Genomic DNA, 20,991 nt, shown 5'->3' on the forward strand with positions numbered 1-20,991 from the left:
GACGGATTATTATGATGATAAAATTGCCTTCAGTATTAGCAGTGGCGTCTAGTGGCGACATGACAGTATGGCAGATCATGCAAAAAATAGGGATATATGTTGCAGTTTTTGTGATGATCTTTTTGTTAGTTGCTGCTAGTCAACTCGTAATTTCTAGACTGCGTCATAAGAAGTTTAGTCATCATCATTTGTTTTATGATGCACTGTTTGTTACAAGTTTCATCTCATTGCTTGTCCTTGGAGGTTCTTACTTATACCAAAAAAATGTGGCGGGCATCAAAACAGTTATTTTGAAACCAATTCATGAACAAGAACGCAAAACGGCTAATAAAAAAGCATCAGAGGATACAACTTCGCGCGCCCTGATTCGAAAAATGGTTATGCGAAATGCAACAAAAAATTTTGAGAAACAAGGATTTGTATCAATTCCAAGTACAAATATTTTATTGCCAATTTATAATGATGCCTATAGTGATGAAGGACTGAACCTTGGTGCAAATTACGCGAATAAATCTGAAAAAGATCCGGAGGGGAAACAAAAGCCAGTTATGGGACAAGGAAACTATGGGTTGGCAGCCCACAATTTTAATGATGGTCAGACTGGATTTAGCGCGTTGCAACAGACAACCAATAATGATTCACCGTATTTGCAAGATGGCAAGGTGAAGGGTTCATCATGGTTAAACGGGAAAAGCGTTTTGTTGGCTAATAGCAAGGGGATTTACCAATACGAAATTACTAGCCAAAATACAGTTGCATCAACAGAGGTATCAGTGTTAAACCCAACTAAGAAAGCACAGTTAACAATTATTAGTTGCCTTTTCCCATCAACGGCATATCGAATTATTACACATGCTGAATTGAAAAAAACATATACGTGGCATAATGCACCCGAAAAATTGGTTAGTGAATTTAATTTGAAAGTACGCAATACTAATGCCCGTGTGAGTTGGTGGAATCCAGGAATAGAAGAAGGCGCAAATGGTGATGCTGGTGGAACAAAATAAATTGAATTGACTGAATAAAAATGGTTTCAGATAATGAAACCATTTTTTGATAAATAAAATTCATTACCATTTATTTATACAGTGAACAGCGCTATAATAAGCGAAAGCATAAAAATAGTGTCAAAAATTTTTCTTTATATAGGAATAAAAATGATAGATAAACAAAAACGTAAGGATACTTCACTAATATTTAAGCGACAATTTTTCGATGCGAAAGCACAAGAATATTTGCCCATTTCTGCTGATGAATTATTATCTCAGCACTTGCTAATTACTGGTGTTACTGGTAGCGGAAAGTCTTCGACTGCGCTAACCATTATAGAAGAACTCAAAAAGAACCAGCAGAATGTTATTGTATTAGATCCAACAGGTGAATTCCGTACAATACCAAATGTACAGCGTATTGTGTTGGGGGATGATGGTTTCTTTGATGTTACTCACTTAATGAGTGATCAAATTGCTCACCTATTAAATATTACAGATGAATCGCTGCTAGCCAATTTACCCGCTGCAATTGAAAGTTTGCAAATACAAAACAATGTTGTAGCAAAACCAGGAATCTATAAAAAGATCAATAGAAGCCAAATTGAACATGATAACCTAGTGGAACAGCTTAAAATTAAGGATAAATACTTTGATTTAAGCTTGCTGGCTAATCAGTTGCAAGAAGAATTTATTACGCCTTATGTTGATGAGCGTGCTGATTTTTCATTATTAGGACAAATTTATGATAAGGAAGCCATTGCCAAAGCATGGTCAAGTCTTGCTCAATTAAAACAAACCTTAAAAAATAAACAAATACGTACTTTATTGTTAAGATCAACGAAACAAGAAATTGTGCACTATGATGTCGATTATTTACTGCGATTGTTTATAACACGTCGGGCGACGAAACAGAGTTTGATCATCGATTTATCTTTGTTTAGTCACGAACAAAAATTAAATCAAGTACTTGTTGAAATTCTGACTCTGCAGATGATGAGCATAGCAAAACTTAATGGACTAAGCTTTCCTGTAACAATCTTTATTGATGAAGCACATCGATACTTGTCTAATGATGGTCATGGCAATTACGGCATCTTTTCGTTAATTCGTGAGGGACGAAAACTAGGATTGGATTTGATGCTGAGTACACAAAGCCCATTAGATGTTCCTGTTGAGTTACTCGGGCAATTTGGTAGCTTTATCGTGCAGCGATTAAACACACGAAATGAAATGAAAAACTTATTAATCATCAAAGAGGACCTAATTGACCAAGTAGCACATTTAGCAACTGGGGAGGCGCTTTTAAAAACAATTGGTCGCCAGGAGTTGAAAAAGGTCAAAGTTGAACTGAGTACAATTAGCCATCAAACCGAAAATATTTCATTTGGTCTATAACTAAACTTAATGTTAGAAAACCTGACACATAATTTGCAAAGGTTATTAATTTCGTTTAGAATAAAAGTATCTTAAGCGGAGGTATTGTGATGAGCGAACGCGAATTGAGACGTAATTTATCAATTTTACCAATTGGTACTGTACGCGAGCTCACGTTATTGACTGATCGTCAGATTAGATACTATGAACAACAGAAATTAATTGCGCCGGGTCGCGGCAAAGGTGGCCAGAGACGTTTTTCATTAAATGATGTTGATCGTTTGCTCGAAATTCGTGATTTCTTGGATGCTGGAGACTCTATCAAGGATATTCAAGAAATTTTTGCCAAGCAACGCCGTAAAGCACAAGAAAAACAAGATTCAGAAGCAGCACTACGCCGTTCACTACAAAAAGAATTCGCCCAACTTGGACGATTCGGGGCTCATTAAGAAAGGACAATCATGGCTCGCAAAACTTTTACCAAAGAAGAAATTAAGCAAATCGTGGCAGACGAAAACGTGGAGTTTATCCGCGTAACATTTACAGACGTCTTGGGCGCTATTAAAAATGTCGAAGTGCCCACGTCACAGTTAGATAAAGTGTTAGATAATGATTTGATGTTTGACGGTTCATCTATCGAAGGATTTGTGCGTATTAATGAATCAGATATGTATCTATATCCTGATTTGTCCACATTCATGATTTTCCCATGGGCGACTGACGGACACGGCGGTAAGGTGGCACGATTAATTGCTGATATTTATACAGCGGATCGTGAACCATTTGCTGGCGACCCTCGTCACGCACTACGTACTGTGTTAACAGAAGCACGTGAAGCTGGATTTACTTCATTTAATGTTGGTACTGAGCCTGAATTCTTTTTGTTCAAGCTTGATGAAAAAGGAAACCCAACCACTGAATTGAATGATAAGGGTGGCTACTTTGATTTGGCACCTTTGGATATGGGTGAAAATGTTCGTCGTGAAATCGTCTTGACATTGGAAAAGATGGGCTTTGAAATCGAAGCAGCTCACCACGAAGTTGCTGAAGGTCAACACGAAGTTGATTTTAAGTATGCATCAGCATTGGAAGCGGCAGATAACATTCAGACATTTAAGCTCGTTGTTAAAACAATTGCGCGTAAGAATGGTTACTTTGCAACATTCATGCCAAAACCAGTTGCTGGCATTAATGGTTCAGGTATGCACACAAACATGTCTTTGTTTACTAAAGAAGGCAATGCATTTGAAGATGTTTCTGATGAAATGGGACTTTCAAAAGCAGCTTATAACTTCTTGGGTGGTGTTTTGGAACACGCTACAGCCTTTACAGCTTTGGCAAACCCAACTGTTAACTCATATAAGCGTTTGACGCCTGGCTTTGAAGCACCAGTTTATGTTGCTTGGTCAGCTTCAAACCGTTCACCAATGGTACGTGTTCCAGCATCACGTGGGCAATCAACACGTTTGGAACTGCGTTCAGTAGATCCAACGGCCAACCCTTACACATCTCTTGCAGCAATTCTTGCTTCAGGATTAGATGGTATTAAGCGTGAGTTGGAACCATTGGCTTCAGTTGATAAAAACATTTATTTGATGGATGAAATTGAACGTGAGCGTGCCGGTATTACAGATTTGCCAGACACATTGTTGGCGGCAGTTCGTGAACTTGCAGCTGATGACGTTGTCCGTGCAGCGATTGGTGAACATATTGCTGACAAATTTATTGAAGCAAAGAAGATTGAATATACATCATATCGTCAGTATGTTTCTCAATGGGAAACAGATTCATATTTAGAAAAGTATTAATTTCGTAGAAGCAGAAATGCTTCTTTTTTATTGCTCAAAATTTTAGACGAACGTTCAGTTTTAATGTTTTTGTAAACGCATACATCGCTAACGTTCGGATAAAAACAAATAAATGTCAAAAACGTTCGTTATATACGAACTCTTTTTTAATTATTGTGAATTTTCTTATTTTAAAACGAACACAAATGTATAAAAATCTGTTAAATTGTAATTGTAAACGAACGATAACCTTGCAAATCACAAAAATTGTACACATTGGAGAAAAATATGCCTCAAGTTGCAGTTGTCATGGGATCAACTAGTGATTGGTCCAGCATGAAAAAAACGACAGAAATTTTGGATATATTAGGTGTTACTTACGAAAAACACGTCATTTCAGCGCATCGCATGCCTCAAGAATTACAAGCATTTGGCACACAAGCAAGAGACAATAAGCTTCAAGTAATTATTGCTGGTGCCGGCGGCGCGGCTCATTTGCCTGGTATGCTGGCAGCTAATACAACGCTACCAGTCATCGGCGTGCCGATGCAATCACGGGCACTAAATGGACTGGATTCTTTACTCTCTATTGTTCAAATGCCCGCAGGGGTCCCCGTTGCTACAGTTGCAATAGGTGATGCAGGTGCAAAAAATGCGGCAATTCTAGCTGCACAAATTATTGCTTTAAATGATAATGACGTATTGCAGGCCTTGAATGAATATCGAGAACGCCAAACAAAGACTTCTATTGAAAGCGAGGCAGAATTGATATGACAGGAGTAATTTTACCGCCGGCAACGATTGGTATTATTGGCGGTGGCCAACTTGGTCAAATGATGGCTCTTTCTGCAAAAGAAATGGGGTACCGTGTTGGAATTTTGGATCCCACGAAAGGCTCTCCAGCGGGGCAAGTATCAGATTTTCAGATAGTTGCTGATTATGATGATGTCGAAGCATTAAATGAATTATCACGACGAAGTGAAGTGTTAACATATGAATTTGAAAATGTTGATCGAGATGCATTGAATGAGCAAAGCGATGCAGAATTGCCGCAAGGTACAGAACTACTAAGAATTACAAGCGATCGCATTACTGAAAAAAAGTTTATTCGGGATGATGCTAAAGTACCAGTCACAAATTTCATTGAAGTAAATTCACCCGAAGATTTACGAAAGGTAACTTTACCAGCTATCTTAAAAACAGTGAGTGGAGGATATGATGGCCATGGTCAGTGGTCAATTAATACAGTGCAAGATATTGTTAATCTTGAAAAAGATTTTCCAGATACGCAATTAATTTTAGAACAAGTTGTGAATTTTAAACAAGAGCTAAGTATTATGGTTTCACGTTCCCAAGATGGGCAAATTGTGACCTGGCCGATTGTCGAAAATGTTCATGAAAATCACATTTTAAAAACGACAACAGCACCTGCCGACATCTCATTGACACTCAAGAATAAAATTGAAGCAATTGCTGAGAATATCGCTGAGTCACTTAAATTGCGTGGCGTACTTGGTATTGAGTTATTTGTCGCTGACGAGGAAGTATGGGTTAACGAATTAGCACCGCGACCACATAATTCTGGACATTATAGTATTGAAGCGACAAATGTATCACAGTTTGAAGGACATATTAGAAGTATTGTCGGTCTACCTATACCAAAAATTGAGTTGCAAAGCCCTGCTACAATGTTGAATTTGTTGGGCGATGAGTTAACACAAGCTAGAGAAGATTTAATTCATCATCCTGAGTGGCATTTTCACGATTATGGTAAATTGGCTGTTAAACCTAATCGTAAAATGGGTCATATTACGGTACTAGGAACAGAAAATGGTCGAAAATTAAAAGAATGGGGTGACTTGCATGAGCAGCGCAACTGAATACGAAGACAAAACAGTGACTCGCGGAGAACTGAAATATCAAGGTAAGGCGAAACAAGTTTATTTCACAGATAATCCTACAATTTTGTGGGTTCATTATATGGATCAAGCAACAGCTTTAAATGGTAAGGTACATGAAAATATACCAGAAAAAGGCCAATTGAATAGTGCAATTTCGCATATATTATTTGAACATTTAACACGTCAGGGCATTGAAAATCATTATCTTTCTTCGGTTTCTGAAACAGACGAACTGGACTTAGCCCTTGATATTTTGCCCATTGAAGTGGTTACGCGAAACTACGCATCAGGGCATTTTGTAAGTAAATTTAACGCAACGCCAATGCAAAAATTAACACCAGTTGTTCAAGAATTTTACTATAAATCAGACGAGCTGGATGATCCCTTCATGAATGATTCTCAAATTTTAGCTCTTGGTTTTGCCACATTATCTGAACTCACAAAATTACGTGCATATGCCCAAGAAGTTAATCAAGCGCTCACAGAAATATTTGATGAAATTAATATTAACTTAGTCGACTTTAAATTAGAATATGGTCGTGATAGTGAGGGAAAGTTAATCTTGGCTGATGAATTGTCACCAGATAATATGCGTTTGGTCGACCAAAAAACAGGTAAGTCACTTGATAAAGATGTATTTCGAAAACATGCTGGTGATGTTACTGTTGGTTATCGTGATGTTCTATCACGTTTAGAAAATTTGGAGAAATAATATGTACTTAGCAAAAATATATGTCACATACAAGCCATCAATCCTTGATCCACAAGGTGAAGTGATTAAAGCTGCGTTAAATCGTATGGATTATAGCGGAATCGAGCAAGTATCACAAGGAAAATATTTTGAAATTAAGCTGAAAGCGACCGATGTTGATGCTGCTACTTCAGAAGTTGAAAGTTTCACTGATGCCCTATTAATCAATCAAAATACCGAAACCTACCGCTTTGATTTATCTTTGGTAGATGAGGACGAGGTACTATCATGAAAGCTGCGGTTATTAGTTTTCCAGGATCAAATTGTGATTTTGACATGTTACATGCATTGCAAGAATTTGGTGTTGACGCAGAAATTGTTTCTGCAAAACATAATAATTTGAAAGAATATGATGCAATCTTTTTACCAGGGGGTTTTTCATACGGAGATTATTTGCGTACAGGAGCGATTGCCCGTTTTTCACCAATCATGAGTGCTGTGACACAGGCGGCTAATGATGGCAAGCTTATTGTTGGCATTTGTAATGGATTTCAAATTTTGACAGAAGCTGGTTTGCTACCTGGACAACTATTAACAAATAAAAAACCAGGATTTATTTGCGATGAAATAGCACTTTCAATTGCAAATCCAAACACTGCTTATACAAATGCTTATGATTCTGAAGAAATAATTAATATTCCTGTGGCACATGCAGAAGGAAATTATTATGCCGATGCAGAAACATTGACGAAACTTGAAGAGGATAATCTGATTGTTTTCCGATATGTGGATAATCCCAATGGATCAGCACATGATATAGCGGGGATTATGAATGAAAATGGTAACGTCTTTGGTATGATGCCACACCCAGAGCGTGCAGTTGAAGCAGTGACTGGTAACGAAGATGGTAAGAACTTTTTCAAAAGTATTTTGAGCGGCATTCTAGCAGGAGCCTAATATAATGACAACAAATGAATTATCACCCGAAGAAGTACGTGACAGTAAAATTTATATAGAGTGGGGGCTTACAGAACAAGAATATGATTTGATTGTTAAGGAGTTAAAGCGTCTACCTAATTTTACTGAAACAGGCATTTTTTCAGGAATGTGGTCGGAACACGTTTCTTATAAGAAATCAAAGCCAATTTTGCGCAAATTCTGGTCATCCAACGAACGTGTTTTACAGGGACCAGGTGAAGGTGCTGGAATTTTAGACATTGGTGACAATCAAGCAGTTGTTTTTAAGGCTGAAAGTCATAATCATCCTTCATTTGTTGAACCGTATGAGGGGGCAGCAACCGGAGTTGGCGGTATCTTACGTGATATTTTTTCAATGGGTGCCCAACCTATTGCTGTACTGGATTCGCTACGTTTTGGTGAATTGGACAATGCGCATACAAAACATATTGTTGACGGTGTCATAGCAGGAATTGCGGGATACGGTAATGCGATTGGTATTCCCACAGTGGGAGGCGAAATTGGTTTCGATGGCGTTTACGCTGGCAATCCATTGGTAAATGTTATGGCTGTTGGCTTGATGGACCAAAATGCTATGCAAGTTGGACAAGCTAAAGGCATAGGAAATTCAATTATCTATGTTGGTGCTAAAACTGGTCGTGATGGTATTAATGGCGCTTCATTTGCCTCTGCTGAGTTTTCAAGTGCAGAAAAATCTGATCGTTCGGCTGTTCAAGTTGGCGATCCATTCTTGGAAAAGTTGGTGATGGACGCAACGCTCCAAGCAATTCGTGAACATTCTGATATTATTGTTGGCATTCAAGATATGGGTGCAGCTGGACTCCTATCTTCGAGTTCTGAAATGGCTGCTAAAGCAGGCATGGGTATTCACTTGAACTTGGATATGGTCCCTCAACGTGAAACAGGAATGACGCCATATGAACTAATGTTGTCAGAGTCGCAAGAACGCATGGTGCTGGTTGTTAAAAAGGGTGAAGAACAAGCTATTATTGATTTGTTCCAATCGGCTGATTTAGATGCTGTAATCATTGGTCAAGTTACCGATGATGGTCGTTATCGATTAAACTTCAAAAATGAAGTTGTTGCAGATGTGCCTGTTGATTTCTTAACGCATGCGCCAAAGCAAGACTTACCAATGATTGAACCGGCAAGATTGGCGAACTTTACAGATGAACAATTTGAGCCAGACATGGGTAACGTCAAAGAAACAATATTAACATTACTCGCACAACCAACAATTGCTTCTAAAGCATCGTTGTTCCGACACTTTGATTCTCAAGTGCGCGCTGATACGGCTATTAAGCCTGGTGGAGATGCGGCGTTGATTCGTATTCGTGATACGCAAAAGGCATTAGCGATGACAACAGATGTCAATGCTCGTTATTTATATCTCAATCCACGTGTGGGTGCCAAAATGGCAGTTGCTGAAGCGGCTAGAAATATTGTATCCACAGGGGCAAAGCCAATTGGCATCACAGATGGCTTGAACTTTGGTTCACCGGATAATCCAGAAGTTTATTATGAGTTGGATCAAGCTGTTGCTGGGATTAATGACGTGGCTAAACAGCTTGACACACCAATTATTTCTGGAAACGTGTCTCTTTACAACGAAACAGATGGGCAAGCAATTTATCCCACACCAATGATTGGCATGGTTGGTTTGCTTGAAGATATCACAAAAGCAACACGAACGGCATTTCAAAAAGCAGGCGATAACATTTATCTTGTAGGGCGAACGAAAGATAGCTTTAACGGTTCAGAAATTCAAAAGATGCAAACAGGACATATTGCCGGTCAATTATTTGATTTTAATGATGAGGACGAGTTAGCAGCGCAACAGGTCATTCTAGATGTCACTGATCAACGTCTGCTTAATAGTGCGCATGATTTATCTGAAGGTGGATTAATCGTTGGTCTTCTTGAGAGCGCCTTTGCTGGAAATCTTGGTTTTGATATCTCGGTAGACTTAGCCGATAAGTATTTATTTTCGGAAACACCAAGTCGTTTTGTAGTCAGTGTGTCACCTGAAAATAGGACAACATTTGAATCACTAGCCGGTGACCGAGTAATAAAATTAGGTGTGGTTACAGCAGATGATACGATTAATATTACAACGACAACAAGCGATATTCAATTGTCATTAAGCGAAACGAAGAAAATCTACCAGGAGAGTATCGCATGGAAACTAAACGCGGAGTAACGATGATGAACGAACAAAAAAATGAAACATCACGTCTTAATGTGCGTAGTTTGAATGAAGAATGTGGCATTTTTGGCGTCTGGGGTCGATCCGATGCGGCGCAATTAACATACTATGGACTACATGCATTACAACATCGTGGTCAAGAGGGTGCTGGTATTGTTGCTAACAATAATGGTCATTTGTGGCAAGAACGTGGTTTAGGTCTACTGAGTGATGTTTTTCGAGATACATCTCGCATTGAAGCATTAGCTGGGAAAAGTGCTATTGGTCATGTGCGTTATGCCACAGCTGGATCTAATGGGTTAGAAAATATCCAACCTTTGATGGTGAATTTTCATGACATGCAAATCTCATTAGCGCACAATGGTAATTTGACAAATGCCCTTACATTACGTGAAAATTTGGAAGAAGAAGGGGCCATTTTTCAATCATCTTCTGATTCTGAAATTTTATTGCATTTAATTCGCCGATCTAAAGCAGACAAATTTATTGATAAACTAAAAGAAGCTTTAAACATTGTACATGGTGGATTTGCGTTCTTGCTATTGACGCCACATGGAATGTTTGCTGCGTTGGATCCACACGCGTTTCGACCTTTTGTCATTGGTCAAATGCCGGATGGCCACTACATTGTTACATCTGAAACAGCTGCTATTGAAGTTGTTGGTGCCAAGTTCGTACGCGATGTACAACCTGGCGAACTAATCGCGATCGACGACAATGGTTTAACCATCGATACATATACTGATAAAACCACTTTAAATATTGACTCGATGGAATATATCTATTTTGCTCGCCCTGATTCAATGATTTATGGTGTGAATGTACACAAGGCACGTAAGCGGATGGGGGCAGCTTTAGCAGCAGAACAGCCGGTTCCGGAAGCAGACATTGTTGTTGGCATTCCGAACTCTAGTTTGAGTGCAGCCGCTGGGTTTGCTGAAGCCAGTGGTTTACCAAATGAGATGGGGTTAGTAAAAAATCAATACATTGCGCGTACATTTATTGAACCAACACAAGATAAAAGAGAACGAGCCGTTCGTATGAAATTAAGCGCTGTCCGTGACGTTGTTGTTGATAAAAATGTCGTTTTGATAGATGACTCAATTGTTCGTGGAACAACCTCTATGTTTATCGTGCGAATGCTGAAAGAAGCTGGTGCTAAATCAGTTCATGTAAGAATTGCGAGTCCTATATTTAAATTTCCGTCATTTTATGGTATTGATATGCAAACAACAGAAGAACTGATGGGCGCAAATCATTCATTGCTTGAAATGACAAAAATGATTGAAGCTGATTCACTTGGATTTTTGTCAGTTGATGCACTGGTTAAGGCAATTGACTTACCATATGATGGAGAAGGAACTGGGCTAACGACCGCTTACTTTGATGGGCATTATCCAAGTCCAATTTATGATTATAAAGCCAGTTTAGACCGATTTGTTCGTTCTGGAGAAGTTGATTTCGTTCCTGAACCAGTAACCACTTATCATCCCCGTCAAGTGGCTTCATTGCGACATCAGGAGCTTTTGTCAGATGGCACTATCCATTTAGATTCACAAACAATTCAGGGGGTGGAAATATGAGTGAGAAAAATGCGTATCAGAAAGCTGGCGTCGATATCAAGGCTGGAGAACGTGCTGTTGATTTAATGAAAGATGCAGTTGCAGATACATATAATGACCAAGTGCTTGACGGTATTGGTGGTTTTGGCGCTGCATTTGCTTTAGGAAAAGGATACACTGATCCGGTTTTGATTTCAGGCGCTGATGGGGTAGGAACAAAACTACTGTTGGCTATCGCTGCGGATAAACATGATACAATTGGACAAGATTTAGTAGCGATGGTGGCTAATGATATCTTAGCTCAGGGCGCAAAGCCAGCTTTCTTACTGGATTATTTAGCTGTGGACAAGATGAGACCAGAAGTTGTTGCTGAAATTGTCACTGGCATTGCCAAAGCCGCCAAAGCATCAAATATGTCTCTAATTGGTGGTGAAAGTGCTGAACTACCAGGATTGTACGCGGAAAAACATTATGACTTAGCAGCTTTTGCTGTTGGTATTGCAGAGCGGCAACAATTATTGTCTGCAAAAAATGTCTCTGAAGGAGATGTTTTGATTGGTTTGCCATCTTCTGGAATTCACTCTAACGGCTATTCGCTAGTACGTCAGGTTTTTGGTGTTCAGTCGGATGACGACTTTAATCAATTATCTCCTGAGACAAAGGCAACCTTACTGACTCCAACAGCTTTATATGCTCAATCTGTTTGGCCGGTTGTTGCAGCCAACCTTGTGCAGTCCATGGCGCATATTACTGGTGGAGGAATCATAGAGAACTTACCTCGAGCATTGCCCGATAATGTTTCTGCTGAAATAAGCTGGGGTTCATGGCCAATTTTGCCTATTTTCCACGAACTACAAGCTAAAGGACATTTATCTTTAGAAGATATGCTATTGACGTTCAATAATGGATTAGGTATGATTCTGATTGTAAAGCCACAACAATTAGCAGATGCAATGACCTTATTAACTCATCAAAATCAAACAGCCTACGTGCTTGGTAAAATAACGCCTGCTCAGAACGATCGAGTTGTCTTTACAGGTAATGAACCATGGTGAGAAAAGTAAAGTTAGCAGTTTTTGCGTCTGGTACGGGGACCAACTTTCAAGCATTAAATGATGCTATTTTACAACGAAATCTGAATGCTGAAATCGTACGTTTGATTGTTGATAAATCAACTGCTGGTGCCCTGAATTTAGCAAAATTATTCGGTATTCCTGCTACAGCAATCAAATATTCTAATTATGAAACGAAGATCGAAGCGGAACAGGTCATTATTAATCAACTTAAAACAGATCAAGTTGATGGTATTTTATTGGCTGGTTATATGCGTATTTTGACGCCAAAGTTAATCGATGCCTATTCAGGGAAGATTATTAACCTCCATCCGGCCATGCTGCCTAAATTCCCGGGACGACACAGCATCCTAGATGCCTTTGAAGCCGGTGTTTCAGAGACCGGTGTAACCGTTCATTTTGTGGATAATGGCATTGATACCGGTGAGATAATTGCTCAAGAAGCTGTCCCAATTTTGGTGAATGATACCATTGATTTACTTGAGACACGTATTCATAATGTTGAACATGTGCTGTATCCCAACACACTTGCAAAGTTAATAGATGAAGGAGTATTTTTAAAATGACACGAGCATTACTTAGCGTTTCTGATAAAAGTGGTTTAATCCCTTTTGCCAAAAATTTAGTTGAATTAGGTTATGAATTGGTATCTACTGGCGGTACTCATAAAGTGTTGGTCGATGCCGGTTTAGATGTTATTTCAATTGATGAAGTAACTGATTTTCCAGAAATGTTGGATGGCCGTGTAAAAACTTTACATCCTCGTGTCCATGCTGGTTTACTTGCTCGTCGTGACTTACCAGAGCACATGGCTAAATTAGCAGAATTTGATATCACACCGATTGATATGGTAGTTGTTAATTTATATCCCTTCAAATCAACCATCCAAAAAGAAGGTGTTACTGAGGCGGAAGCAATTGAAAACATTGATATTGGTGGACCCTCAATGTTACGTTCTGCAGCTAAAAATTTTGCATCAGTTTTGCCAATTGTGGATCCAAAAGATTATGATGTTGTTGTCAATAAGCTAAAAGCTGGTGAAGTGGATCGTGAATATCGTAAGTCATTAGCCGCAAAAGTGTTTCAACATACTGCCAGTTATGATGCCTTGATTGCCAATTATTTGACGGAAACATCATTTCCTGAAAATCTAACATTAGCTTACGAAAAATTTGATGATATGCGTTACGGGGAAAATCCACATCAACCAGCTGCTGCCTATAAGACAGCCTTACCTGAAGCCTATTCGGTTCTGAATGCTGATATTTTACACGGCAAAAAATTGTCATATAACAATATTCGTGACGCTGATGCAGCCCTTAGAATAATTGCTGAATATGAAGAAACGACAGTTGTTACAGTTAAGCACATGAATCCAGCTGGAATAGGGCAGGGACAAACTTTGGAAGCTGCTTGGGATCAAGCCTTTGCTGCTGACGATATTTCAATTTTTGGTGGTATTGTAGCGCTTAATCGTGAAGTTGACGCAGCAACTGCCGAAAAGATGCATGATATTTTCCTTGAAATTATTATTGCACCAAGCTTCACACCGGAAGCATATGAAATTTTAGCAGCTAAAAAAAATCTTCGTTTGCTGACATTACCATTTACAACAAGTATTCCACAAAAATTGGAAGTCACTTCCGTATTAGGTGGGGTGGTTGTACAAGAGCGTGATTTGGTTGGTGAGTCTGAAAATAATTTTACCGTGGTTTCAAAAGCACAGCCTACTAAAGAACAGTTACAGGCAATGGTTTTTGCTCAAAAAGTAGTGAAACATGTGAAGTCAAATGCTATTGTTGTCGCTCGTAATGGTCAAACATTAGGCATCGGTGCAGGACAGCCGAATCGTATTGATTCAGTTGTTTACTCAATCCAAAAGGCAGAAAAAAAGCCAGGGTTTGATGAAGCAGTATTAGCTTCAGATGCATTTTTCCCAATGGATGATTCTGTTCAATATGCAGCAGAACATGGTATTAAAGCGATTGTTGAGCCTGGTGGATCTATAAAAGACAAGGATTCGATTGCCAAGGCTGATGAATTGGGCGTTGTCTTAATCTTCAGTGGAACACGTCACTTTAAACATTAAAATACTGACAAAAAGCGCTGTTTAGAGCGCTTTTTTAGTTGAATCACATTATTTTTTTAGGTATACTTATCTATACGAACAAATATTCGCTTAGGAGATTATATGAAATTTATTCATGCAGGTGATGTGCATCTTGGCAATCCTTTTTCTGGTCTGGATAAACAGTTGCCATTTACTCTAAAAAAAACAGTTCAAACAGCAACAATTAAGGCATTTGAGCAATTAATTGATGATGCTATTTCTGCTGAGGTCGATTTTGTCTTATTCCCAGGAGATTTATATAATTCAGCGGAGAATAGTCCATTTATTCAAGAAGTAGTGAGCAAACAATTCAAACGACTTTCAGATGTGAACATTGATGTTTTTTTAAGTTTTGGGAATCATGACTTTGAAGCAGATACGAGAAATCATCTGCCCTGGCCAAACAATATCCACGTTTTTCATCAAGAAGTAGAAACAAAAATTAAAATACTTCATTCTGGAGAAAAAGTTGCGCTGACGGGCTTTAGTTACCAAACCCAACGTCAAACTGAAAAAATCATTGATGATTTTCCTAGCAAGGGAGATACTGACTATCAAATAGGCTTGTATCATGGTGCACTTGGTGTGGCTGGTGATCCTTATGCTCCTTTTTCCTTGAGTGATATGTTGCAAAAGAACTATGATTATTGGGCTTTGGGTCACATTCATATACGTCAGACGCTAAATGAGCAGCCGTTTATTGGTTATTCTGGTGTTTTACAGGGCTTAAATCGTAAAGAAACCGGGGACAAAGGCTATTACTTGGTTCACTCTGAGAATCAACGTTTAATTCCAGAATTTAAAAATATTGCACCAATTAATTGGAATAGTACGACGATTTCGTCAATGACAGATGAGACTGACCTAATTGATCAAATTATCAGTCTCAAAAATGACAAAATAACTTTTTGGTCAATCACTATAACTGCTCAGATTGATGCAACCATTATTGAAAGAATTAATAGCGGTGTGACATTAGACAAAATACGTGATCAATTACCAACTAACATGTGGGTCGTTCGTTTAAGTGTTGCTAATGCTGGACAATTATCATTAGTTTCTGACAATATTGATCAACAATACTGGACAGGGGCGCTTGACAAGGTTTTTGAAGAGTCTAACATAACTGATTACTTGCCAAGTCAAGTTCCTGTATTTATTCGTGAGCATTTCATGAGTGATGATGGTCAGGAAGAACTTCAAAATGCTATGGAACAATTAATCGCAGAAAGGCGACAAAACAATGAAGATTAAACGCTTAGAAATTAGCGGATTTGGCCGTTGGTCGCAAGAAGCTTTTGATTTATCGGATGGTTTGCAGGTTATTTTCGGACAAAATGAGTCGGGAAAAACAACCCTAAGAGCATTTATTGTAGGTGTCTTGTTTGGCTTTCCAACGAAAAAAAATGGTCATAATGTTTACGATCCAAAGGACGGAAGCCAATACGGTGGTAGCCTAATTTTAGAAACCGATGAGGGTGATGTCAAAATTACGCGTTTGAATCGTACCAAAACAACTTTGACAATTACACGCTTAATTAATCAAACGGAAATTATTGATCCAGAAAAGTGGTTGAAACAAAAATTATCGCCACTTACAAGAGAAGCATTTGACGATATTTTTAATTTTAACCAAGAAGACCTAACCCGAATATCTCAAATCAAATCAGTGGATTTTCAAAAGTTGCTGCTAAATATTGGTGCTGTAGGGAGCACCGGTTGGTTAGATGTCATGGCTGAATTTGATAAGTCTGCTGATAAACTATTTGCTCCGCGGGCAAATAAAAGGCCTTTAAATATTGCCATTAAAGAATATGAAAATGCAACGGAAGAATTACATCAAAAAAGTGCTGAATTAGATGACTTTATGTTGGCAGAACAAGCACTAACTGATTTAGAAAGTGAGCAACATGAGCAAGAAGAAAAAATTCTTACTGCTAGTCAACAACTACAAGAAACACAACAGTTAGTACAACAATACCAATTGTTTGAATCAGCTAAAAAAATAGAAATCGAAAATGTACCCTCTGTTGATGAAAAGCAGGTCGTGCAAGCACGACGATTACAAATTGAAATTGACTCTTTGAATGATAATATTTTGCGGCATAATGAAGCGTTAAAAAATATTGAAGTGCCTCATGAAGTGAGTGATGACAACACCGACCAAATGGTTTTGACAAAAGCACACGTAGCGCAACGAAATTTAGCAGTGAATACTGAGAAGCGAACTAATTTGCTAAAGCAGAAGGAACAAATTGAAGCTCAGTTTGAGGGGGATGTGCCGAAAGGATTAACAGACAGTGAATTGCAAAGTTTATCCTCTTCAAATGTGTATTTGCTGTCAACTGGTGCGTTAATTTTAATCTTATTCGTTAGTATTTTTATAATGCACTGGCCTGCCCTGTGGATGGTTATTTTGTCACTAATTGTAACCGCAGGTCTCTTCTATAAGCGACAGAAGAAAAATCAAATACGCCAAATGATTCAAAAGGCTTACAGCCCCCTTAATATACAAAACATTAAGAAGATACAGCCTGAGGTGGATCAATATGAACAACAAAAAATGGATATTCAAAGCTTAAATGAACAAATTGAAGGCCAATATGACAGTCTTATTCAAATGATACAGCCAATTGCATTGAAGCTTGATATTCAGATTCTTTCAGATTCGTTAGAATTAACCATTGCGCAATTAATAAGTGTTCAACAACAAGAAAGTCTTTCAGAGCAAAGTAAGCGAAGTATGTATGTGCAACAGCAAAATCAAATTGTCACTGAAATACAACAACAACAGGAAAAGTTGTCTGAGAAGTTGAACGAACAGAAAACAATTTTTAAAGAATATCATGTCACAGATTTGCACGAACTGCAAAACACATTAGATCAATATAATAAAAATGAACAATTAAAGCAGCGCTATCAAGATATCATGAACCAAATTGATGAAAGTACGAGCCAAGAACTGTTAAAGTATGATGATGAAACTCAACTGCTTGAACAGAAGGAAAAACAACAAAAACACTTAACGATACTACAAAAACATGCCTTTGAATTGCAGAGCGACATTGCACATTATAAAGCTCAGCAAGAGCAAAGAACTAGTAACGATCAGTTCATGATGTTACAACAAGATCTTGCTAACCAAAAAACAGAACTGACACAACAATTTGGCGAATATTTAGCAAAAAAAATGAGCGTAAAATGGATAAATCAAGCCTTGCAAGATGCATCTCAAAATCGCTTTCCAAAGATGCAGCAGTTAGCAACGGACTATTTTCAAAAACTGACAGCCGGTCGATATGTAAACATTCAATTCGATAAAAATACGTTGCAGGTCGTGAGAAATGATCGACAAAAGTTTAGTGTAGTAGAATTATCTACCGGGACGCAAGAACAACTATATGTGGCTTTTCGTTTAGCGTTAAGCCAAGTTATTAAGGATATTATTAATATGCCTATTCTAGTAGATGATGGCTTTGTTAATTTTGATTTAAGTCGCAAACAAAATGTTATAGCATTATTAACTGATATTGGACGGAATCAGCAAGTTATCTATTGGACAGCTGCTATTCATAACGAACACTTCGACAAAGTGATAGAATTATAACTAATTAAGCTGGTAAGGGGCCATGAGATGAACAAATTATTAGCAGAGTATCAAGATACAGAGCATATTGATAATTTTGCATTAATCAAAGCTGCAGAGGTACGTTTAACGAAAACAGGGAAAACTTATATCAGTATACTGTTTTCGGATCGCTCAGGAGATCTGCCTGGTAATCTTTGGGATGCTACTGATGAACAAATTAAGACTTTGATTCCTGGGAAAGTTGTTAGCTTACAAGGCGTTAGGGGATCATATCGTGATCAGCCTCAGATACAAATTACTCACGTCAGACTAACTGAAGCTGGGGAACCTGATAGTCCTTCAGATTTTATGACTCATGCGCCAGTTAAAGAAGCCGAAATGAGCGAAGAACTTAGTGATTTTATCTTGTCAATTGCTAACCCTACCTGGAATCGATTAGTTAGAAAGTTATTTACGCAATATAATGATTTGTTTTTAAAATATCCTGCCGCAAAGATGAATCATCACGCATTTGGAGGCGGACTGGCTTTTCACTCTTTGTCGATTGCTAAACTAGCAAAAAATCTTGTTTTACAATATCCGCAACTTAATCAGGATTTGCTGATTTCTGGTGCCTTGCTGCATGACTTGGGGAAAGTGATCGAACTTTCTGGACCAATTGCTACACAATATACATTGGCAGGAAACTTAATTGGCCATATTACGTTAATTGGTGAGCAAATCGTTTTGGCAGCAAATGAGTTACATTTTGATTTGCAGAGTGAAGAAATGATTATTTTACGTCATGTGGTTCTAGCACATCATGGTTTGCTAGAGTTTGGATCGCCCGTTCGTCCGGCACTAATGGAAGCAGAAGTTCTCCATCAACTTGATGAGCTGGATGCGGGGATTCAAATGATGACGGGGGCTTTAGAAAAAACAAATTCAGGATCATTTTCCGATAAAGTATTTGGCTTAGACAATCGGAAGTTTTACAAAACAGAAGAGGATTTTTAACTGAAAAATTAGTAGCGTACCCCACTATAAACGTTTGAATAAGAAAAAAGCAAAGGCACAAAATCCAATTTGGATAATCAACACTGTGCTGACAAATGCAAGTAAGTGAACATCATTCAGACGAAATGACACATAAATTAGTAATAATAAAACTGAAAAAATGATGATATAAAACCCTGGCATAAATTTCTCCTTATTTATTGTGATCCTATTTTAAATTATTATAAGGTGCAATAGTTATATGAATTTTAAATGATCATAAGACGTCTATCACTTGAGTTTTAATTGTCTATTTAGTAATGAATTTAAGTTAAAGTATAGTACTCAAATACTAATGTTATATTTTTGAACGTCTCTCATATCAGTGCTACAATAAATGAAATATAAATATTTGTAATTTGACGAGAAGGAAGAAACTCATGACTATTAAAAACCCGTTAGTAATTGTATCTTTTGATGCTATGGGTGCTGAAGATATTGCAGAGCACATTGATTTGATGCCTAATGTTGCTGCTTTAATCGCTCGGGGAACCCATGTAAAAAAAGTTGAAGGCATTTATCCAACGCTAACTTATCCTTCACATACAACTATTATGACTGGTGTTTATCCCGCCAAGCATGGTATTGTAAACAATACAAAAATCCAGCCGGAGTTAGGGGATTCACCAGACTGGTTTTGGTACGCGCGGGACATCAAGACACCAACTTTATTTGATTTGGCACACAACAAGGGATTAAAAACAGCCGCTTTTTTATGGCCGGTTTCAGCCAAAGCGCCAATTACATGGAATATCGCTGAAATTTTTCCTAACCGAATTTGGACCAACCAATATTTTGTGTCGTTTCATGCTAGTTCACCCTATTTTTTATTTGATATGAATAGAAAATTTGGTAAGTTTCGAAAAGGAATTGCACAACCACAGTTAGACCAATTTATTACAAAAGCCGCAGCAGACACAATTAAACACAAGAAGCCAGATATGACAGCTATTCATCTAGTTGATATGGATTCGCATCGGCACAAATATGGGGTGCGTTCTAAGCAAGCTTATGAGGCTTTAAAAAGATTAGATGGCAACCTTGGTGATATTATTCAAGCGACGAAAGATGCAGGTGCTTTTGAGCAAACCAATTTCGTTGTTTTAGGTGATCATTTTCAAATTGACGTTGCAAATATGATCCATTTAAACAAGTTATTTGCCATTAATGATTGGCTCACTGTAACTGACAAAGGGCTGATTGCAAATGATTGGCGAGTGTTAGCCAAAACAACTGATGGGTCTACGTATATTTATATAAAAGATCTTTCATTAGTGGATGAGGTGCGTGCTGTTGTACAGCAAGTACCTGGTATCGAAATGATTTATACTTCTGCAGATATTATCAAGTGGCACATTGATCCAGAAGCCACTTTTATTGTTGAAGCGCAAAACGGTTTTTTCTTTACAGATGAAGTTGATCGGCCAGTAGTTGTGGAACCCACAGATGAGAAGGAATTAGGTCAAAGCGATCGCTATAAAGCAGTACATGGATTCAGACCGGATAAAGTAGGCTATCAGACTACCCTTGTGATGGCCGGACCAGATATTGCGCATGGCACAATTGAAGAAGCGAGCTTAGTAGATGAAGCGCCCACTATGGCACAATTACTTGATGTGGAATTCGAAAACGTCTTAGACGGTATATCGCTCACCAAAGCGTTTAAATGAAAATATCTTTTTTGGAGATTGAT

General features: G+C 38.2%; 18 protein-coding genes. All 18 read left to right on the top strand.

The window, feature by feature from the left end; all coding sequences use genetic code 11:
* Positions 1 to 11 precede the first annotated feature (11 nt).
* Positions 12 to 1,007: a class A sortase gene (locus RHP56_RS03530; protein WP_102753217.1), complete on the top strand. Its 996-nt coding sequence runs from the start codon at positions 12 to 14 to the stop codon at positions 1,005 to 1,007.
* Positions 1,008 to 1,157: 150 nt separating this feature from the next.
* Positions 1,158 to 2,387: an ATP-binding protein gene (locus RHP56_RS03535; RefSeq protein ID WP_102753216.1), complete on the top strand. Its 1,230-nt coding sequence runs from the start codon at positions 1,158 to 1,160 to the stop codon at positions 2,385 to 2,387.
* 89 nt (positions 2,388 to 2,476) lie between these two features.
* Positions 2,477 to 2,815, top strand: a complete 339-nt coding sequence (locus RHP56_RS03540; protein ID WP_010289022.1) for a MerR family transcriptional regulator — start codon at positions 2,477 to 2,479, stop codon at positions 2,813 to 2,815.
* A 12-nt stretch (positions 2,816 to 2,827) separates the two neighbouring features.
* Complete coding sequence (gene glnA, locus RHP56_RS03545) at positions 2,828 to 4,174, top strand: type I glutamate--ammonia ligase (RefSeq protein ID WP_011679509.1); 1,347 nt, start codon at positions 2,828 to 2,830, stop codon at positions 4,172 to 4,174.
* A 267-nt stretch (positions 4,175 to 4,441) separates the two neighbouring features.
* Positions 4,442 to 4,927 (top strand): 5-(carboxyamino)imidazole ribonucleotide mutase, encoded by a 486-nt coding sequence (gene purE, locus RHP56_RS03550; protein WP_004164276.1) that lies wholly within the window; start codon positions 4,442 to 4,444, stop codon positions 4,925 to 4,927.
* Positions 4,924 to 6,033, top strand: a complete 1,110-nt coding sequence (gene purK / locus RHP56_RS03555; protein ID WP_050884318.1) for a 5-(carboxyamino)imidazole ribonucleotide synthase — start codon at positions 4,924 to 4,926, stop codon at positions 6,031 to 6,033. Before purE ends, purK begins: the two co-directional genes overlap by 4 nt.
* On the top strand, positions 6,017 to 6,766 hold the full coding sequence (locus tag RHP56_RS03560) for a phosphoribosylaminoimidazolesuccinocarboxamide synthase (protein WP_011679511.1): 750 nt from the start codon (positions 6,017 to 6,019) through the stop codon (positions 6,764 to 6,766). Before purK ends, RHP56_RS03560 begins: the two co-directional genes overlap by 17 nt.
* A 1-nt stretch (position 6,767) precedes the next feature.
* On the top strand, positions 6,768 to 7,037 hold the full coding sequence (purS, locus tag RHP56_RS03565) for a phosphoribosylformylglycinamidine synthase subunit PurS (RefSeq protein ID WP_004164272.1): 270 nt from the start codon (positions 6,768 to 6,770) through the stop codon (positions 7,035 to 7,037).
* Entirely contained in the window at positions 7,034 to 7,702 is a 669-nt protein-coding gene (gene purQ, locus RHP56_RS03570) for a phosphoribosylformylglycinamidine synthase subunit PurQ (protein WP_059442060.1), read from the top strand. The genes purS and purQ overlap by 4 nt, the downstream gene beginning before the upstream one ends.
* 4 nt (positions 7,703 to 7,706) lie before the next feature.
* Positions 7,707 to 9,923: a phosphoribosylformylglycinamidine synthase subunit PurL gene (purL, locus tag RHP56_RS03575; protein ID WP_102753215.1), complete on the top strand. Its 2,217-nt coding sequence runs from the start codon at positions 7,707 to 7,709 to the stop codon at positions 9,921 to 9,923.
* Positions 9,902 to 11,512 carry an amidophosphoribosyltransferase gene (gene purF, locus RHP56_RS03580; RefSeq protein WP_014324502.1) on the top strand — a complete coding sequence of 537 codons (1,611 nt, stop codon included), beginning with the start codon at positions 9,902 to 9,904 and terminating at the stop codon, positions 11,510 to 11,512. Before purL ends, purF begins: the two co-directional genes overlap by 22 nt.
* Entirely contained in the window at positions 11,509 to 12,546 is a 1,038-nt protein-coding gene (purM, locus tag RHP56_RS03585; RefSeq protein WP_011679515.1) for a phosphoribosylformylglycinamidine cyclo-ligase, read from the top strand. The genes purF and purM overlap by 4 nt, the downstream gene beginning before the upstream one ends.
* Positions 12,540 to 13,130: a phosphoribosylglycinamide formyltransferase gene (gene purN / locus RHP56_RS03590; protein WP_011679516.1), complete on the top strand. Its 591-nt coding sequence runs from the start codon at positions 12,540 to 12,542 to the stop codon at positions 13,128 to 13,130. Before purM ends, purN begins: the two co-directional genes overlap by 7 nt.
* Positions 13,127 to 14,653, top strand: a complete 1,527-nt coding sequence (gene purH / locus RHP56_RS03595; RefSeq protein WP_102753214.1) for a bifunctional phosphoribosylaminoimidazolecarboxamide formyltransferase/IMP cyclohydrolase — start codon at positions 13,127 to 13,129, stop codon at positions 14,651 to 14,653. The genes purN and purH overlap by 4 nt, the downstream gene beginning before the upstream one ends.
* A gap of 102 nt (positions 14,654 to 14,755) precedes the next feature.
* On the top strand, positions 14,756 to 15,928 hold the full coding sequence (locus RHP56_RS03600) for a metallophosphoesterase family protein (protein WP_011679518.1): 1,173 nt from the start codon (positions 14,756 to 14,758) through the stop codon (positions 15,926 to 15,928).
* On the top strand, positions 15,918 to 18,281 hold the full coding sequence (locus tag RHP56_RS03605) for an ATP-binding protein (RefSeq protein WP_102753213.1): 2,364 nt from the start codon (positions 15,918 to 15,920) through the stop codon (positions 18,279 to 18,281). The genes RHP56_RS03600 and RHP56_RS03605 overlap by 11 nt, the downstream gene beginning before the upstream one ends.
* A 27-nt stretch (positions 18,282 to 18,308) precedes the next feature.
* A complete protein-coding gene (locus RHP56_RS03610; RefSeq protein ID WP_102753212.1) occupies positions 18,309 to 19,259 on the top strand; it encodes a 3'-5' exoribonuclease YhaM family protein in 951 nt (316 codons plus the stop codon).
* A 419-nt stretch (positions 19,260 to 19,678) separates the two neighbouring features.
* Positions 19,679 to 20,968 carry an alkaline phosphatase family protein gene (locus RHP56_RS03615; RefSeq protein ID WP_102753607.1) on the top strand — a complete coding sequence of 430 codons (1,290 nt, stop codon included), beginning with the start codon at positions 19,679 to 19,681 and terminating at the stop codon, positions 20,966 to 20,968.
* Positions 20,969 to 20,991: the final 23 nt, after the last annotated feature.

Source organism: Leuconostoc sp. C5 (genome assembly GCF_056530425.1).

Coding starts and splice junctions, on each gene's coding strand:
- RHP56_RS03530 (WP_102753217.1), top strand. CDS start 12: ATGATGATAAAATTGCCTTCAGTATTAGCAGTGGCGTCTAGTGGCGAC.
- RHP56_RS03535 (WP_102753216.1), top strand. CDS start 1,158: ATGATAGATAAACAAAAACGTAAGGATACTTCACTAATATTTAAGCGA.
- RHP56_RS03540 (WP_010289022.1), top strand. CDS start 2,477: ATGAGCGAACGCGAATTGAGACGTAATTTATCAATTTTACCAATTGGT.
- glnA (WP_011679509.1), top strand. CDS start 2,828: ATGGCTCGCAAAACTTTTACCAAAGAAGAAATTAAGCAAATCGTGGCA.
- purE (WP_004164276.1), top strand. CDS start 4,442: ATGCCTCAAGTTGCAGTTGTCATGGGATCAACTAGTGATTGGTCCAGC.
- purK (WP_050884318.1), top strand. CDS start 4,924: ATGACAGGAGTAATTTTACCGCCGGCAACGATTGGTATTATTGGCGGT.
- RHP56_RS03560 (WP_011679511.1), top strand. CDS start 6,017: ATGAGCAGCGCAACTGAATACGAAGACAAAACAGTGACTCGCGGAGAA.
- purS (WP_004164272.1), top strand. CDS start 6,768: ATGTACTTAGCAAAAATATATGTCACATACAAGCCATCAATCCTTGAT.
- purQ (WP_059442060.1), top strand. CDS start 7,034: ATGAAAGCTGCGGTTATTAGTTTTCCAGGATCAAATTGTGATTTTGAC.
- purL (WP_102753215.1), top strand. CDS start 7,707: ATGACAACAAATGAATTATCACCCGAAGAAGTACGTGACAGTAAAATT.
- purF (WP_014324502.1), top strand. CDS start 9,902: ATGGAAACTAAACGCGGAGTAACGATGATGAACGAACAAAAAAATGAA.
- purM (WP_011679515.1), top strand. CDS start 11,509: ATGAGTGAGAAAAATGCGTATCAGAAAGCTGGCGTCGATATCAAGGCT.
- purN (WP_011679516.1), top strand. CDS start 12,540: ATGGTGAGAAAAGTAAAGTTAGCAGTTTTTGCGTCTGGTACGGGGACC.
- purH (WP_102753214.1), top strand. CDS start 13,127: ATGACACGAGCATTACTTAGCGTTTCTGATAAAAGTGGTTTAATCCCT.
- RHP56_RS03600 (WP_011679518.1), top strand. CDS start 14,756: ATGAAATTTATTCATGCAGGTGATGTGCATCTTGGCAATCCTTTTTCT.
- RHP56_RS03605 (WP_102753213.1), top strand. CDS start 15,918: ATGAAGATTAAACGCTTAGAAATTAGCGGATTTGGCCGTTGGTCGCAA.
- RHP56_RS03610 (WP_102753212.1), top strand. CDS start 18,309: ATGAACAAATTATTAGCAGAGTATCAAGATACAGAGCATATTGATAAT.
- RHP56_RS03615 (WP_102753607.1), top strand. CDS start 19,679: ATGACTATTAAAAACCCGTTAGTAATTGTATCTTTTGATGCTATGGGT.